Source organism: Burkholderia sp. F1, assembly GCF_050813845.1.
GTDB classification, from domain to species: domain Bacteria; phylum Pseudomonadota; class Gammaproteobacteria; order Burkholderiales; family Burkholderiaceae; genus Burkholderia; species Burkholderia ubonensis.
The window spans coordinates 3,423,602-3,441,127 of the sequence record NZ_CP172422.1; the positions used below are offsets into that span (position 1 = coordinate 3,423,602).

At 60.8% G+C, this 17,526-nt stretch carries 5 protein-coding genes, 2 tRNA genes and 3 rRNA genes; 1 reads left to right on the top strand and 9 read right to left on the bottom strand.

All coding sequences use genetic code 11. The features are described from left to right. Nucleotides 1-40: 40 nt before the first annotated feature. The 7 genes from rrf to ACFIMZ_RS33995 all read right to left on the bottom strand — a co-directional run bounded on the left by rrf (nucleotide 41) and on the right by ACFIMZ_RS33995 (nucleotide 10,166). Nucleotides 41-153: ribosomal RNA gene (gene rrf / locus ACFIMZ_RS33965) — 5S ribosomal RNA — on the bottom strand. A gap of 116 nt (nucleotides 154-269) precedes the next feature. After that, nucleotides 270-3,151: ribosomal RNA gene (locus ACFIMZ_RS33970) — 23S ribosomal RNA — on the bottom strand. Between the two features lie 273 nt (nucleotides 3,152-3,424). Further along, a tRNA-Ala gene (locus ACFIMZ_RS33975) sits at nucleotides 3,425-3,500 on the bottom strand. Nucleotides 3,501-3,539: 39 nt separating this feature from the next. Then, nucleotides 3,540-3,616, bottom strand: a tRNA-Ile gene (locus ACFIMZ_RS33980). 63 nt (nucleotides 3,617-3,679) lie between these two features. Beyond that, nucleotides 3,680-5,212 (bottom strand): 16S ribosomal RNA (locus ACFIMZ_RS33985). The 16S, 23S and 5S rRNA genes sit together here with 2 tRNA genes alongside, the layout of an rRNA operon. A gap of 578 nt (nucleotides 5,213-5,790) precedes the next feature. Further along, nucleotides 5,791-8,628, bottom strand: coding sequence for a beta-propeller fold lactonase family protein (locus tag ACFIMZ_RS33990; RefSeq protein WP_431823787.1), 2,838 nt, complete (start codon nucleotides 8,626-8,628; stop codon nucleotides 5,791-5,793). A 287-nt stretch (nucleotides 8,629-8,915) separates the two neighbouring features. Then, nucleotides 8,916-10,166, bottom strand: coding sequence for an alpha-hydroxy acid oxidase (locus tag ACFIMZ_RS33995; protein ID WP_431823788.1), 1,251 nt, complete (start codon nucleotides 10,164-10,166; stop codon nucleotides 8,916-8,918). 70 nt (nucleotides 10,167-10,236) lie between these two features. On the opposite strand from ACFIMZ_RS33995, the gene ACFIMZ_RS34000 reads away from it, so the two are divergent. Beyond that, the gene (locus ACFIMZ_RS34000; protein ID WP_431823789.1) at nucleotides 10,237-11,124 is read left to right on the top strand and encodes a LysR family transcriptional regulator; all 888 of its coding nucleotides are present in this window, start codon (nucleotides 10,237-10,239) and stop codon (nucleotides 11,122-11,124) included. A 42-nt stretch (nucleotides 11,125-11,166) separates the two neighbouring features. On the opposite strand, the gene ACFIMZ_RS34005 is transcribed toward ACFIMZ_RS34000, so the two are convergent. Beyond that, nucleotides 11,167-12,486, bottom strand: coding sequence for an MFS transporter (locus ACFIMZ_RS34005; RefSeq protein ID WP_431823790.1), 1,320 nt, complete (start codon nucleotides 12,484-12,486; stop codon nucleotides 11,167-11,169). Between the two features lie 306 nt (nucleotides 12,487-12,792). Further along, complete coding sequence (locus ACFIMZ_RS34010) at nucleotides 12,793-17,412, bottom strand: hemagglutinin repeat-containing protein (RefSeq protein ID WP_431823791.1); 4,620 nt, start codon at nucleotides 17,410-17,412, stop codon at nucleotides 12,793-12,795. Nucleotides 17,413-17,526 lie beyond the last annotated feature (114 nt).

Here is a 17,526-nt window from a genome sequence, read left to right on the forward strand (position 1 = left end):
AAAACCCCCGCCTTTTGGGCGGGGGTTTCTGGCTTAGGGAGCCTGACGATTACCTACTTTCACACGGGAATCCGCACTATCATCGGCGTAGAGTCGTTTCACGGTCCTGTTCGGGATGGGAAGGGGTGGGACCGACTCGCTATGGTCATCAGGCAAAGAGGGTTGTCGCGTCGCTTCGCAGCGCGACCAATCTTGGAAGAAGCAGTAATTTAGGTTGTGCGTATCGCACACATCGCGGTCATTCAACCGCTGTAAAACAGACTTGTTATAGGATCAAGCCTTACGGGCAATTAGTATCAGTTAGCTGAACGCATTACTGCGCTTACACACCTGACCTATCAACGTCCTGGTCTCGAACGACCCTTCAAGGGGATCTAGTCCCCAGGGATATCTCATCTTAAGGCGAGTTTCCCGCTTAGATGCTTTCAGCGGTTATCTCTTCCGAACATAGCTACCCGGCGATGCCACTGGCGTGACAACCGGTACACCAGAGGTTCGTCCACTCCGGTCCTCTCGTACTAGGAGCAGCCCCCTTCAAATATCCAACGCCCACGGCAGATAGGGACCAAACTGTCTCACGACGTTTTAAACCCAGCTCACGTACCTCTTTAAATGGCGAACAGCCATACCCTTGGGACCGGCTACAGCCCCAGGATGAGATGAGCCGACATCGAGGTGCCAAACACCGCCGTCGATATGAACTCTTGGGCGGTATCAGCCTGTTATCCCCAGAGTACCTTTTATCCGTTGAGCGATGGCCCTTCCATACAGAACCACCGGATCACTATGACCTGCTTTCGCACCTGCTCGACTTGTCGGTCTCGCAGTTAAGCACGCTTATGCCATTGCACTATCAGCACGATTTCCGACCGTACCTAGCGTACCTTCGTACTCCTCCGTTACGCTTTGGGAGGAGACCGCCCCAGTCAAACTGCCTACCATGCACTGTCCCCGACCCGGATCACGGGCCAAGGTTAGAACCTCAAACAAACCAGGGTGGTATTTCAAGGACGGCTCCACCGAAACTAGCGTTCCGGTTTCATAGCCTCCCACCTATCCTACACAGATCGGTTCAAAGTCCAATGCAAAGCTACAGTAAAGGTTCATGGGGTCTTTCCGTCTAGCCGCGGGTAGATTGCATCATCACAAACACTTCAACTTCGCTGAGTCTCGGGAGGAGACAGTGTGGCCATCGTTACGCCATTCGTGCAGGTCGGAACTTACCCGACAAGGAATTTCGCTACCTTAGGACCGTTATAGTTACGGCCGCCGTTTACCGGGACTTCAATCAAGAGCTTGCACCCCATCATTTAATCTTCCGGCACCGGGCAGGCGTCACACCCTATACGTCCACTTTCGTGTTTGCAGAGTGCTGTGTTTTTATTAAACAGTCGCAGCCACCAGTTTATTGCAACCCCTTCACCCTTCCAGCGCAGGCTGGTCAAGCTACAAGGGCGTACCTTATCCCGAAGTTACGGTACCAATTTGCCGAGTTCCTTCTCCCGAGTTCTCTCAAGCGCCTTAGAATACTCATCTCGCCCACCTGTGTCGGTTTGCGGTACGGTCATCGTTAGACTGAAGCTTAGAGGCTTTTCTTGGAACCACTTCCAATTGCTTCGCTTCCTAAGAAGCTCGCGCCACACCCTTGAATTCCGCGCCCGGATTTGCCTAAGCGCCTTCTCCAATGCAGCGACCGGGACTTCCAACACCCGGACAACCTTCCGCGATCCGTCCCCCCATCGCATCTAACAATGGTGCAGGAATATTGACCTGCTTCCCATCAGCTACGCATTTCTGCCTCGCCTTAGGGGCCGACTCACCCTACGCCGATGAACGTTGCGTAGGAAACCTTGGGCTTACGGCGAGGGGGCCTTTCACCCCCTTTATCGCTACTCATGTCAGCATTCGCACTTCCGATACCTCCAGCACGCTTTTCAACGCACCTTCGCAGGCTTACGGAACGCTCTCCTACCATGCGTGCCAAGCACGCATCCGCAGCTTCGGTATATAGCTTAGCCCCGTTACATCTTCCGCGCAGGACGACTCGATCAGTGAGCTATTACGCTTTCTTTAAAGGGTGGCTGCTTCTAAGCCAACCTCCTGACTGTTTTAGCCTTCCCACTTCGTTTCCCACTTAGCTATATTTGGGGACCTTAGCTGGCGGTCTGGGTTGTTTCCCTCTTGACACCGGACGTTAGCACCCGATGTCTGTCTCCCGTGATTGCACTCTTCGGTATTCGGAGTTTGCTATGGCGGGGTAATCTGCAATAGACCCCCCAACCATGACAGTGCTCTACCCCCGAAGGTGAGACACGAGGCACTACCTAAATAGTTTTCGGAGAGAACCAGCTATTTCCAAGTTTGTTTAGCCTTTCACCCCTATCCACAGCTCATCCCCTAACTTTTCAACGTTAGTGGGTTCGGACCTCCAGTACGTGTTACCGCACCTTCATCCTGGCCATGGATAGATCACTTGGTTTCGGGTCTACGCCCAGCAACTGAACGCCCTATTCGGACTCGCTTTCGCTACGCCTGCCCTATACGGTTAAGCTTGCTACTGAACGTAAGTCGCTGACCCATTATACAAAAGGTACGCCGTCACCCCTTGCGAGGCTCCGACTGTTTGTATGCATGCGGTTTCAGGATCTATTTCACTCCCCTCCCGGGGTTCTTTTCGCCTTTCCCTCACGGTACTGGTTCACTATCGGTCGATCACGAGTATTTAGCCTTGGAGGATGGTCCCCCCATCTTCAGACAGGATTTCACGTGTCCCGCCCTACTTGTCGTACACTTAGTTCTTTCATACTGTTTTCGCCTACAGGGCTATCACCTGCTATGGCCGCACTTTCCAGAGCGTTCGGCTAACAATACAAATAAAGAGTACAAGGCTCATCCCATTTCGCTCGCCACTACTTTGGGAATCTCGGTTGATTTCTTTTCCTGCGGTTACTTAGATGTTTCAGTTCACCGCGTTCGCTTCACATAGCCTATGTATTCAGCTATGGATACTCCAAAAGGAGTGGGTTTCCCCATTCGGACATCTACGGATCAAAGCTTGTTTGCCAGCTCCCCGTAGCTTTTCGCAGGCTACCGCGTCCTTCATCGCCTGTGATCGCCAAGGCATCCACCACATGCACTTGTTCGCTTGACCCTATAACGAGTCTGTCTCGTTACAGGTTGAGTTCTCGCGTTGTGCCGTATTCCAATTGAGCCGAACATGAAGTTCGAATCATCTTGAGATACATCGATACAATCACAACCCGGATAGTTTTCACGTCCATCTCAAAGACGCTTCCGCTATCCAAATTACTTACTTCTTCCAGATTGTTAAAGAACGACAGCCGATATGGTGTTACTCATATCACTCTGACTGGCTCAATCGCCAATGCAAAATATTCAAAGCTGAATACTTAGCGTTGGTGATTGGTGGAGGCAGACGGGATCGAACCGACGACCCCCTGCTTGCAAAGCAGGTGCTCTCCCAGCTGAGCTATGCCCCCATGTACAGAGACTTCCTCAGGTGTGTTCCGCCAGACAATTGGTGGGTCTGGTTGGATTCGAACCAACGACCCCCGCCTTATCAAGACGGTGCTCTAACCGACTGAGCTACAGACCCCTGAGTCTGTCTTGATTTACAGCCGATAAGCGTGAGCGCTCAACTTGTGCGAGATAGCTCTAGAAAGGAGGTGATCCAGCCGCACCTTCCGATACGGCTACCTTGTTACGACTTCACCCCAGTCATGAATCCTACCGTGGTGACCGTCCTCCTTGCGGTTAGACTAGCCACTTCTGGTAAAACCCACTCCCATGGTGTGACGGGCGGTGTGTACAAGACCCGGGAACGTATTCACCGCGGCATGCTGATCCGCGATTACTAGCGATTCCAGCTTCATGCACTCGAGTTGCAGAGTGCAATCCGGACTACGATCGGTTTTCTGGGATTAGCTCCCCCTCGCGGGTTGGCGACCCTCTGTTCCGACCATTGTATGACGTGTGAAGCCCTACCCATAAGGGCCATGAGGACTTGACGTCATCCCCACCTTCCTCCGGTTTGTCACCGGCAGTCTCCTTAGAGTGCTCTTGCGTAGCAACTAAGGACAAGGGTTGCGCTCGTTGCGGGACTTAACCCAACATCTCACGACACGAGCTGACGACAGCCATGCAGCACCTGTGCGCCGGTTCTCTTTCGAGCACTCCCGAATCTCTTCAGGATTCCGACCATGTCAAGGGTAGGTAAGGTTTTTCGCGTTGCATCGAATTAATCCACATCATCCACCGCTTGTGCGGGTCCCCGTCAATTCCTTTGAGTTTTAATCTTGCGACCGTACTCCCCAGGCGGTCAACTTCACGCGTTAGCTACGTTACTAAGGAAATGAATCCCCAACAACTAGTTGACATCGTTTAGGGCGTGGACTACCAGGGTATCTAATCCTGTTTGCTCCCCACGCTTTCGTGCATGAGCGTCAGTATTGGCCCAGGGGGCTGCCTTCGCCATCGGTATTCCTCCACATCTCTACGCATTTCACTGCTACACGTGGAATTCTACCCCCCTCTGCCATACTCTAGCCTGCCAGTCACCAATGCAGTTCCCAGGTTGAGCCCGGGGATTTCACATCGGTCTTAGCAAACCGCCTGCGCACGCTTTACGCCCAGTAATTCCGATTAACGCTCGCACCCTACGTATTACCGCGGCTGCTGGCACGTAGTTAGCCGGTGCTTATTCTTCCGGTACCGTCATCCCCCCGCCATATTAGGGCAGAGGATTTCTTTCCGGACAAAAGTGCTTTACAACCCGAAGGCCTTCTTCACACACGCGGCATTGCTGGATCAGGGTTTCCCCCATTGTCCAAAATTCCCCACTGCTGCCTCCCGTAGGAGTCTGGGCCGTGTCTCAGTCCCAGTGTGGCTGGTCGTCCTCTCAGACCAGCTACTGATCGTCGCCTTGGTAGGCCTTTACCCCACCAACTAGCTAATCAGCCATCGGCCAACCCTATAGCGCGAGGTCCGAAGATCCCCCGCTTTCATCCGTAGATCGTATGCGGTATTAATCCGGCTTTCGCCGGGCTATCCCCCACTACAGGACATGTTCCGATGTATTACTCACCCGTTCGCCACTCGCCACCAGGTGCAAGCACCCGTGCTGCCGTTCGACTTGCATGTGTAAGGCATGCCGCCAGCGTTCAATCTGAGCCAGGATCAAACTCTTCAGTTCAAACCTGTTACTGTTTTCGGTTCCGTAGAACCGGTCGCTCACTCAAAGCTGACAGGAATATGAATTGCTTCATAAACCTGACTTACTTTAGTGTGAGACTCTTGATACTTTTGCTAATCCGATCCGAAGATCGGCTCGCGGTCATCAAGCGCCCACACTTATCGGCTGTTAATTTTTAAAGAGCATTTCTGCGAGAAGCACTTCGTCTTTCCCAGCAGCGCTGCGTTGTCAGCAGCAGAGAAATGAGATTATGAACACTGTTTCGCAGTTCGTCAACAACTTTTTTTACTACATCGTTGCGACTGCGGGGTTCATCTTCCTTCGCTGACCGGGTGTCCAACCACGACCGCCAACCAGCTCCGTTTCCCCCTTCCGCGCCGCGTTGCCGTGAGCGCGAAAGAGGCGTGATTCTAGGCACCTCCCGCGTTCCGCGCAAGGGGTTTCGCGAAATAAATTCAAAAGCCCCCGTGCGCTGCCGCGCACGGGGGCTGTAACGCTGATGGCCCTGGCGCCGCTGCACGCGTCGCCAGTTTGCATTCGTCTATATATAGAGGAAGAACGCGCAGCCAATCAAACGATCAGTCGTCGTCGCGGCTCGCCACCTTCTGCGTGCGGCCCTTGAGCTTCGGATACGGCTTCGCGCCCATCATGCCCTTCCACAGCACGCGGTTGAACTGATCCGCCGGCACCTCGTCGGCATCGTCGAAGTTGAACTTCGCCGTCACCTTCGCCCAGTACGCCGCGTCATGCTTCGGCGTAACGTCCGACCCGGCTGCGTATTGCACGCTCGCGTCCGTTCCCTGGGCCAGCTGCAGCCCGGTGGTCTTCAGCACCGTCGATGCGACGGCCGTGTAGTTCCACGAAGCCGGACCGTGCACGTCGAACACATCGGTCATCGGGCGCTGGTACGCGGTGTTCAGGTTCATGTGCTGCGTGCCGAGCACGTCCTCGATCGTGCGCAGCGCGTTGACCTGGCTGTAACGCGTCTTGATCACCGCGCCCTGCTTCACGTACGGCCCGATGATGTACGCGGGCCCGCGGTGCGAATCCACGTGGTCGGGGCCGTCCTGCACGTCGTCCTCGGTCACGACGATCAGCGTGTCATTCGCATACGGGCTCTTCGCGACGGCCTCGACCAGCCGGCCCACTGCCAGATCGTTGTCCGCCTGCTGCGTTTCCGGCGTGTTCACGCCGGCGAACGCCGTGCCGAACGCCCCCATGTGATCGTGGGACAGACGCACCAGCGACAGCGTCGGCAGGTTGCCGCCCGCGACGTACTGGTCGAACTCGTGCTTCCATTCATTGAGACGCCACTGATCCGGATAGGTCTGGTCGAAGCCGCGGAAGTACACATCGGTCATCGACGCGAGCCTCGGATCGAGCGCGGCAGCCTGGACGACGCCTGCCGCACGCGGATCCGTGATCGGGTTCGCGGCCGTGCCGATGCTGCCGATGTTGTTCACGAGAAAGCCGTAGTTGCGGACCGTGCCGCCGGCGGCGAGCACCGCATCAAAGATATAGCCTTGCTGGCGACCGAACGGCGCATCGGACGACGCGTGATTGCCCGTGCCGGGCAGCAGGTTGGCCGCGCCGCCCGGAAGGCCGGAAGCGGCATTGCTGTAGTTCGTGGTGCCGGCCGGGCCCGCCGCCGCATCACGTTGCTGCACCGTATCCCAGTTGACCGGCACGTTGCGGTTCGAGCCCTCGCTCTCATAGGACAGGCCGCGGTTGACCGCCGCGTAGTTGATCTGCTGGGTAATCGTCTCGGTGTTGGTGACACGCCCCTGGAGCGCCCACGACCAGCCATCCATGCTGCCGTCACCCGGGTTCATGAAGTTGTCGAGCGTCACGAACTGGCTCGCCAGGCGATGGAAGTTCGGCGTGATGCTCCGGCCGAACTGGGCCAGCCGCGGGTCGCCGTTGGCGCCGTTGCCGATGTCGCCGAGCACCTGGTCGAACGTGCGGTTTTCCTTGACGACGTAGATCACGTGCTTGATGTGACGGCGCAGGAAATCCATCACTTCATGATCCCGGTCGTTGTCCTCCGGACGATAGAAGTTGTTGCGCGCGGCCTGCTGCGTCAGCTTCGGCAACTCGCTGGCCGCCGGCACCGGCGCGCTCACGAGCGACGCGCGCTCGAGCTGGAACTGGTACTCGTTCGACGCACGCGATGCGGCGGCCTGCGCCGGGGTCGCACCGAACAGATGGTCCGGATTCGGGCCGGTCGCGCTCTTGCCGTTGACCACATACATCCACGTACCGTCGGCGCTGAACGTCACGTCATGCGGCTCGAAGGCGGTCGGGATCAGCCCCGTGACGCGATATGCGCGCGGGCCGACGAGCGGGATGACGGCGATCTCGTTCGCGCCGGCGTTGGTCGCGTAAAGCGTGCGGCCGTCGCGCGACAGTGTGACCGAGTACGTCGCCGCGCCGGTGTGCGCCTGGCCATGCGCCAGCACGCCCGCCGGCGCACGCGCGTCGATCCGGGTCACGACCGCATTGCTGTTCGTATCGATCACCGCGACCTGGTCGGCATTGTCCTGCGCGACGAACAGCATCGATTGCGACGCGTCGAGCGTCATGCCGAGCGCGCTGCCATCCAGCTTGATGCGCTTGACCAGGCGGCCGTGGGACGGCGACGCGATGTCGATCGCGACGATCTCGCGATCGCGATCCGACGACACGTACGCGACACCGTTGCCCTTTACGACCACCGCGAACGGGAAGGTGCCGCCGGCTTCGCCGCTCCGGCCTTCGTTGCCGGAGAAGAACGGACGGAGGTCGTGCTCGTAACGCACGCTGTTGGTCGCGGTATCGATCACGGTGATCGAATCGTTGTAATTGTTCGCGACGACGAGCGTCTTGCCGTCGGACGACAGCGCGAGACCGGCCGCGTTCGGCTGGACGCGAATGCCGACGCCCTTGCCATTGTGGCCGAGTGCGATCGTGCTCGACAGCGCCCATGCGCCGCCTTGCCGAGCGTAGACGTAAACCGCGTCGTCGCTGCCGCCCGTCGCGTAGAGCTTGCTGCCGTCGTGCGAGAAGGCCAGGCCGACGAACGCGTTGGTCTGCTGGAGCACCTGCTTCAGCGCGGGGCGGGTCTTGTTCGCGCCCGAAACGTCGTACAGGAAGATGTATTGCGTCGAGTTCGCGGTGTCGACCGTACCGTCCGGCCGGTACAGCGAATTCTGTCCGGCGGTGATGATCGCCAGCGTCTTGCCGTCCGGGCTCAGTTGCGAGCGCACCGCTTCGCCCGCGACGAAATGCGGGTAGGCAGGCAGGCCCGGATTCAGAAACTGCTGGACCGCGCCACGCACGGCCAGCGGCGTGACGAACTGACCGCTCGGCACGCGGGCGGCATCGGTTGCGCTGAAGCCCTCGGCGCGAGCCGGTGACGCAAGAAGCACGGCGGACATGACGGCTCCGAGCCGGAGCACGCGCCTGACGTTGCAGTGTTTCATAGGATTCCTCATGACATGGAAGGGACGGATATCGTCTGACATGATCGAGGCTTCGTCAGGCCGTGTCGCGCTGCGTCAAGGGTCCGTGCCAGTCGATCGAATGTCGCGTGCCGGCGAACGTCGGCGCCCCGGCATTACATCTCCGCCCAATGTCAAGCGGATGACCGGTCCTGTTCCGGACCGGTCAATTACACATGGTTACAGCAAAGACGTTTCCATGACAGCAATGACAGCGCACGCGGTCAGCGCCGACGGATCAGCATGTCGGATGTGAGCTCACCGCAGCCGTTTGCGCCCACCATCGCCATGTTGCGATCGATCTCTTCCTGCAGCAGCCGGATCGCATGCGTCACGCCAGCCTCACCCGCGACGGCAGCCGCATAATTGAACGGGCGTCCCACGAACACCATGCGCGCGCCCAGCGCGAGTGCCTTGAGCACGTCCGCTCCCCGCCGAAAACCGCTATCGACCATCACCGGATACTCGCTACCCACTGCGCGCACCACGTCCCGCAGGATCCGCATCGGCGACGTAGCGCCGTCCAGCTGGCGACCGCCATGATTGGACAGAATGATCCCGTCCGCGCCCGCCTCGCGCGCGGTGACGGCATCCTCGACACTCAGGATTCCCTTGATGACCAGCTCGCCCTTCCATTGCTGGCGGATTCGCGTCAGGTGTTCCCAGTTGAGGTGGTCGCGAGCGGAGAAGTCCCGCAGCACGTTGGCGGAGAGGATCGGCGCGCCGCGTGTCGCAAAGGAATTCTCGAAGTGGGGCATGCCGTGCGTGGCCAGCGTCCGTGCGAAGGTGCCCAGCAGCCAGCGCGGCCGCGTCAGTCCGTCCCAGCAAAGGCGCAGGCTGGGGCGCAGCGGAGTCGAGAATCCCGCGCGAACGTTGTTTTCGCGATTGGCCGACACGGGAATGTCCACGGTTACCACCAGCGTCCGGTAGCCGGCGCGCGCAATGCGCTCGAGCAGCGCGCTGATGCGGGCATGATCGCCCGGAATGTACGCCTGAAACCACGTTCCCGGCGCAGCCTCGGCGACCTCTTCCAACGGAATGAGCGATGAGCCGCTCATGATCGACACGATTCCGGCCGCCTTCGCCGCGCGCGCCAGCACGATGTCGCCTCGATACGTCGACAGCGCATTGATGCCCATCGGCGCGATGCCGAAAGGCGACGCAAACCGCTGACCGAACAATTCAACCGTCTGTTGCCGCCGGGAAACGTCACGCAGTACGCGCGTCAGCAACCCGTATTCATCGAACACGGCACGATTGTCGTCCAGGGTGCGGTTGTCTTCCGCGGCACCGCTGACGTAACCGAAGATCGGACGCGGCAAGATCCGCCGCGCCCGGGCTTCGAAGTCGTGCAGGCTCAGCACGTTCCGCAAGGCACGGGGCGACACGCCGGCGCCGGCCGCAGGTTGGCGCGCTTCCACGATTCGAGAAGTAACAATGGTCATCAATGAGTTTCCCTGAAACGACGCAACCATTCTAGGTAGCCGCGTTATCGAATAAAAGCGATAATATTCAAACGAAATCGTTCGATTAAAGTGAAATACCTTGGCGACTCCGACTTTCAAGCAACTGGATGCCTTTTACTGGGCGGCGACCTCCGCGAATTTCGCAACCGCGGCGCAGCGGCTCAACCTGTCCATCTCGTCGTTGTCCAAGCGGATCAACGAGCTGGAGCAGGCCACGGGGCGCGTGCTGTTCGACCGTAGCGGGCATCGAGCCGTATTGACGGAGGATGGCGAGACGCTGCTGCCCGCCGCGATTCGGGTGCTGGAATCCGTGGCTGCGTTGCAGGATGCGTTCGCGCAAGACAAGGGCTTGACCGGTCGCCTGAGCTTTGGCGTGGGCGAGCTGTCCGCGTTGACCTGGCTGCCTCGGTTCGTGGCGGCCGTCCAGAAATTGCATCCTCAATTGAAGCTGGAGCCGTACGTCGACGTCGGCGCCGTGCTCGAAGCCAAGGTCGATGCAGGCGAGCTCGACTTCGCGGTGATCGCGGGCCGCTCGTCGCGCGGCAGCATCCTGTCGCAACAGGTGACGGAGGCCCGGTTCGCGTGGATGGCGTCGGAGCAACTGGTCGGCAGCGTACGCACGTTGACGCCCGCGTTGCTGGAGCAGCACCCGCTCGTCACGTTGCCCGCCGGCGCCGGCACGACGCACGTACTGGACGAGTGGCTGCTGGCGACCGGCGTCAACCATGCGCGCCGAATCACGTGCAACAACTGGAGCGCCTTGGCGGGCATGATGCGCGAAGGTGTCGGCATCGGCTTCCTGCCTGCCGATTGGGCCGCCGCGCACATGGGCGCGGCGCTGGTGCGACTGGCGAGCAAGCCTGCGTTGTCGCCGCTTCCCTATGCGTTTCAGTGGCGGCGCGGCGACATGCGCGGCCTGATTCCATCGATGCTGGCGCTGGTGCGGCAGTACGCGGATTTTCGCTAGCCCGACCAGCGCGTTGCTGCATCGATTGCCCGGTCGCGGCGCTCAATCCTGATCGATGCAGGAGACCTTCTTCGGATCGGGCATCCACAGATAGCAAAGCAGCGACGCCAGCACGCATGCGGACACGTACCAGAAGAACCAGCTTTCGTGCCCAATGCTCTTGGTCCACAGGGCGATGTACTCGGCCGTGCCGCCGAACAGCGACACCGTGATGGCATAGGGCAACCCCACGCCCAGTGCGCGGATGCCGACCGGAAACAGTTCGGCCTTGGCCACCGCGCTGACGGATGAATACAGGCTGACGATCAACAGCGCAGCCAATATCAGCATGAGTGCGCCCCCGATGCTCTGAACCTTGGTCAGCTCGTGGAAGATCGGCACGGTACATACCGTTCCCAGCACGCCGAAGGCGATCAGCAACGGGCGGCGGCCGATCCTGTCCGACAGGCTGCCGAACACCGGCTGCAGCAACACGAACACGATCAGGCTGACAACCGACACCATGGAAGCGTCGGACTTGCTCATTCCCGCGCTGTTGACCAGAAACTTCTGCATGTACGTCGTGTAGGCGTAGAACGCGACCGTGCCGCCGAGCGTCAGACCGGCGACGATCAGGCATTCGCGCTTGTGCTTGAACAACGCCGCAAGGGAAGGCGGCGGGCGCTTGTGCTTGCGGGCCAGTTCGAACGATTCGGTTTCTTCCATGCTACGGCGCAACAGGATTGCCGCGCAGGACGCCAAGGCCCCGATGAGGAAGGGGATGCGCCAGCCCCAGCTTTCCAGTTGCTCGGCGGTCAGAAAGAACTGCTGCAGCACCACGAGCACCGCCATCGCCAGCAACTGACCGAGCGAGAGCGTCGCGAACAGGAAGCTGGAATAGAAGCCGCGGTTCGTCTTGTCGGCCATTTCGCTCAGGTAAGTGGCCGAGCTGGCGTACTCGCCGCCAAGACTCAACCCCTGCATGAGACGCGCGGTGACCAGCAGAATCGGCGCAGCCAGGCCAATGCTGTTGTAGCCAGGCATCAGGCCGATGATCAACGAGCCCGCGCACATCGCCAGCACCGAAACGAGCAAGGCCGCCTTGCGCCCCTTGCGATCGGCATACAGGCCCACCAGCCAGCCGCCGATGGGACGCATGACGAAGCCGACGGCAAAGATGGCCGCGGTATTGAGCAACTGGACCGTCTGGCTTCCGCTCGGGAAGAAGACCTTGGCGAAATACAGTGAAAAGGCCGAATACACGTACCAGTCGTAATACTCGATGAGGTTCCCCACCGAGCCGCTGAAAATGGAGCGAAGGTGCGCGAATGTCCCGGTCTGCCGGACGCCGGCGGTAGGTGCGAGGGGGCTGGCTTTGGGCACGTCAAGTCTCCGTTTCGGTTATTTCAATTGCGCGCGCGGGCGACCGACGACGGCGTGCAATTGGGTGCCGTGAGAGTAAACGGAGGCACTGAATCACGAAAAGCGAAAAAAATTGAACGAATTTGTTCGCCAAAGTGAAATTCCGCGAGCAGATTCACGGGCGCTCAAGCCGAATTCGCTTCGCGCAGGCTGACGAAAGCGGTGAATCGAGAGCGTTGACTGCTGTCTTCTTCGGTCCAGTCGCGCCCGCAAAAAAACGCCTGGGGCTGCACGCCCCAGGCGATCGAACCAACCAGGATCAGACGGTTACTTCAAGCCAACCGAGGCATTGATCTCGGTGTCTTTGGCGTTCACGTTGACGTTGCCGCTGATCGGCCACTGCAACGGATTGCCATTGGCAGAGGATCCCGACACCGGCGCACCCGGCAATGCAGATGCTGCCCCGCTGAAATCGACGTGGTATGCCGAATCGTGGTTGCTCGTGGTCGTGACCGCTGCCCCGCCGATGCCGGCACCACCGTCGCTGCTCAGGTTCGCGGCATTGATCGTCACTCGCCCACCGCCCGCCGTCACGTTCATCTGCCCGGCGTGAACGGTGCTGACCTGGGTGCTCGCCGTGTTGTCGAGCGTCAGTGCCACGTTGCCCTTCGGGTTGAGCGCCGCGGCGCCGTCCTTGGCCACCGCGTTGCCGATTGTCTTGATGACGTCGGTTGCCGTCGTCTGGCCCGCGGGAATCGGAACGTCGTTCGCGCTCGCCGCGAAACTGAAGCGGAACGTGTCCTTCCGATTCTGAGCGGACGACACCGACACGTTGCCGCCGGCTTGCCCGGTCAGCACGCCGGCCTGCAGGTTGGTCTGCAGTGCGATGTCCTGCCCGGCGGCGAGATTGACGGTCCCGGCGTTGATCTTCCCGACTTGATACGTCGTGCTGTTCTCGCCGTCGACGCCAACTTGTGCATTCGCGCCGAGGCTAACCTGCCGCTTGTCGTTCGAGCCGGCCGTCCCGCCGCCACCGACGTTCCAGTTCGCCTTGTGCGTCTCGCCCTTGGCGGCGATGACGGACACGTTGCCGGACTGGTTGCGGATGGTCAGGTTGTCGGCCTTGATGCCGGCGCCGACGACTGCAAGGTCCTGGTCCCGGCTGTCGCCGATCAGGCTCACGTTGCTGGCCACGATACTGCCGCCGTGCGCTTGCGACGCGCTTTCGCTGACCACGGTCACGCCGGCGCCGAGCGTCCCGCCGCCGATCGACGCGCCACCGGCACCCGGAAGCAGGGTGACCGAAACATTGCCCTTCGTACCGATGCCGAAGGCGTCATGGTGGTCGTAGCCGGCATCGAATGCGACCTTGGCCGCCTGCATCGTGACGTCATCGCCCTTGAGCGTTGCGCCTTGTACCACCGCCGAGTTGCCCGCCGAAATGGCAATGCTCTTGCCGGACACGCTGGCGGCCACGGCCTGGCTATCTCGCGCGTTTTGATAGTTCACGCCGCCATTGACGGAAAACGACGACGGCACGATCACGCCGGCAGCCGGAACGGCGGTCGCGCCCAGGCTGCCGCCGGCCGATACGCCCGCCTGGACTTGCCATTGGCGGTTGCTGGCCTGCGCAACGGTGACGTCCTGCCCCGCGGCAAGCGTCACGTGATCGGCAGCCGCGATGTTCATCGCCGACGCCAGCGTGTTGTCCGCCCGAATCGTCACGTTTTGCGCGTTGATATTGCCGAGTACCGCCTTCGCGTTGCCGGTCTGCTGATACTGGTACGCGCCATTGGCGCTCGCCTGCACGGTGAAGTCCTGGAACGTGACTGTGCTCGCGCTCACCTTGGCGCCCGCGCTGCCCGTCCGGACAGTCGTGACCTGCGAATTTTCAGCGGCATTGCCCGCATACGTGCCGGCGTGGATGTTGACGTCGCCCGCTGCGGCATATTGCGTTCCGACGTCCGTCACGCTGCGACCATTCACGTTGATCTGCCCGCCGGAGAGCTTGCTGACAACGGCCGTGGTGTTGACGGCAGTCGACGCAGCGCCCTGGCCGTCGACGCCCAGCTCGGCGGTCAACGGTGCAGAAAGCATCGCATTTGCTGCGAACGTGACCTTGCCGTCGCCGCTGACGACCGTGCTGGTCGCCGTGTTCGCTGCCGCGTCGTTGACGACGTCGCGCGCGGTCAGGCTGATCGTGCCGGGCGTGGTCACCACGGTGCCCGTGTTCCGCAACGTCTGATCGGCCTGCATCGTGACATTGCCGGATGCGTGAACAGTCGACACGATCGCCTGATGCGCTTCGTTGCGGGCATGGGTCTGCTGCGTGCCGGCGTGGGCGCCGATGCCAACCTGAGCGACACCGATCTTGCCGATGCCGTCGACGAAGCTGGCGATGCTGCTGGTGTCGACGTTCGTGAGCTGGCCGCTCACATACACGCCGGCCCCGGTGACGTTGGTGTCGTCGAAATTGCTGGTCACCTTGCTGTCACCGGCCCCGACGCTCACGGTCCGTCCAGCCAGCTTGACGTCGCCGGCGGTAGCCGAAATCCGGCTGCCCTTCAGGTCGATCGCCGTATCGCCCTGAAGCGTAACCGTGCCGCCGCTCAGCGTGCTGGCGGTCGCCACGCCGCTGCCTTGGCCGACGGTGTGCGTCACGCCCTGCAGCCCGATTCCCGCGGTCACGTTCAGCGTGGTTCCCGACATGCTGTGCTGAACGTTCGGCACGGTACCGAGTGTGAAATCCTGCGTCGTGGTCGACGTCTGCGCATCGGCGATGTCGCTGCGAATCGTGCCGGCGGCATGGACGTTCAAGGCGCCGCCCGCCTTGACGCTGCTGCCCGTCAACGAGATGTCCTTCGCGCTGTTCACCTGAATGGCGCCTTGCGAGGCGATCGCCGATGCGACCGTGGTGTCGCTGTCGCTCTGCGACGTATGGCTCTTGTCGGTGATATTGAATGCGGTGCCGTGCCGGTCGTTCTGCAACGTCTCAGTGTGGTTGAACACATGCCCGATGCTGACGCCGCCGTTGGCGGACGCCAGTTGCACACCGCTGCTGCCGCTCAGCGTGCTGCCCACGACGCTCACGCCGCCGTCGCCTTGCACGGACACGTTCCGGGCGTTGATCGCGCTCCCGTGTTGCGTCGTGGCGGTTGTCCGCGTGCCATGCGTCTCGCCGCCGCCAATCCCGCCCCAGTACACGAAGTTCTGTTGCTGGCTCTGCACGTTCTGGCTGGATTGCGCGCCGATGGTCGTCGTTCCGTGGCTCGCAACCGCAACCTGCGCCGCATCGACTTGAGCGCCGAGCAGGCTCACGTCCGCCGCGCTGCCGATACTGACGTTGTTGCCGGCTTGAATGGTGGTGCCGTGGTAAGTCTGCTCCGTGCCGGACGTCACCTGCTGACCGGTCTTGAGCGCGGCGGTTTCATTGACGTAGCGGTTGGTCGTCACGGCCCCATTCCGGGTGACGGTACCACCGAGCGTCACGCGCTGGCTGCCGTCGATGGCGACCGATCCGCCGGCCGCGATCGCGGCGGCGTTCACGCTCGCCGCGCCGCGCGTCGCATGAATGCCGATGTCCTGATCCGCATGCCAGTTGTTGCCGTACAGCGTTTGCACCTGCTGGTCCTGCCGGGTCAAGTTGCTCCAGAATATTTTGCCTTGCCTGTCGGTGCTTGAAGCAGTGCGGGTCGTCACGGTATTGTCAAGCGCGACGCTGCCCGCCGTCACATTCACGTTGCGCGCATCGATCTGCACGGCATTCAGGTTGGCCTTGCCGGCCGCGTTCAGGCTGACGTCGCCGCCGTGGATTTGCGTCGCCGTGAACGTTTCGGTGTGGCTGGCGCCCGACGTCGTGTGGGTTCCTCCGAACCATGAACCGCTGGAACTCGGCGCGGTCGTGGCGTCGACGCCCTGCACCTGCCCTTGTATCGCGAGATTGTTCGCGGCAACCGCAATCTGCGGCGCGTCGATCCGGCTGGCAGTGATGGACACGTTCCCGGCCGCCTGCATGTCGATGCCCTGACCGGCGTCCAGATTGGCATGAACGCTGGTGCTTGCCTGCGGATCGCTGTTGTAGATGCGAATCGTGCCCGCCGAGATGCTGCCGACGACGGAACCGTCGAGCACCGGTATCGAAGAAGCGGCCGCCTTCTCGTTCGCGGTCAGGTCGTGTCTCCCGCGCCCCGCGTAGTCGACATGCTGACGGCCTGCGATGACATTGACGCTGTCGCTGGCCTGAAGGTTGCCGTTGACGTCGACTTTCGGCGCAATCAGGTCCAGCACGGCCGCGCCGGACACGTTGCCGGACACGGCGAGACCGTTGTTGCCGCCGTTGGCGCCGACCGCAAAGCCGGCGAGGCTTCCGTTCGCCAGCTCGGGCGTGCCGACCACGAGCGATGCACGCGGGGTGTTGATGAAACCGCATCCCGAGCAGGTGATGCCGTTCGGGTTGGCGAGCACATAGTCCGCCGCCATCCCGAAGACTTCCTGCTTGCCCAGCAGCAGCGACGGATTCTTGCTGACCACTTCGTTCAGGATGACCTTGGCCGCCTGCCCCTGCAGTTGCGCGTTTGCGGCCAATTTCCCCGCGAGTTGCGACTGTCCGGCAACCGTCGAATTGTTGAGCACCGCACCCTGGGTGCCGACGTTGAATTTGTTGTACTGATTGAGCGACAGTCCGCCGGCGTTCGGTGCCACGATATTGACAACGTCTACGCCGTTATGTTGGCTGACGCCCGTATTCCCGACCGGCACGATATTCTGCGCGTGGGCCGCGTTCATGCTCCATATGGCCAGCCCTACAAGGACGGACAGCTTTCCGGATGCAGACAGTCTGCATGATTTCATTGGGTGCTCAGACATAGGTTCCCCCCCAGCGATCAAAAGCAACAGTTGGTCTTCCAGCTTCTCGGGCGGCGTGAAGCCGCCGTTCGTCTCCGTCATGCCACGACAGCTCGATGCCGCTGCTGCCCCTCTGCAATCCGCCGGTCTTGCGCCGGCTGGCTTCGATCTTTCGGTGCGCGCTCGACATGCCCGAGCGCGAGGCAGGCGCATTCA

What these genes read in the sequence shown, in the direction of transcription:
- ACFIMZ_RS34010 (WP_431823791.1), bottom strand. Translation starts at nt 17,412, where the DNA reads ATGACGGAGACGAACGGCGGCTTCACGCCGCCCGAGAAGCTGGAAGAC.
- ACFIMZ_RS33990 (WP_431823787.1), bottom strand. Translation starts at nt 8,628, where the DNA reads ATGTCCGCCGTGCTTCTTGCGTCACCGGCTCGCGCCGAGGGCTTCAGC.
- ACFIMZ_RS33995 (WP_431823788.1), bottom strand. Translation starts at nt 10,166, where the DNA reads ATGGTTGCGTCGTTTCAGGGAAACTCATTGATGACCATTGTTACTTCT.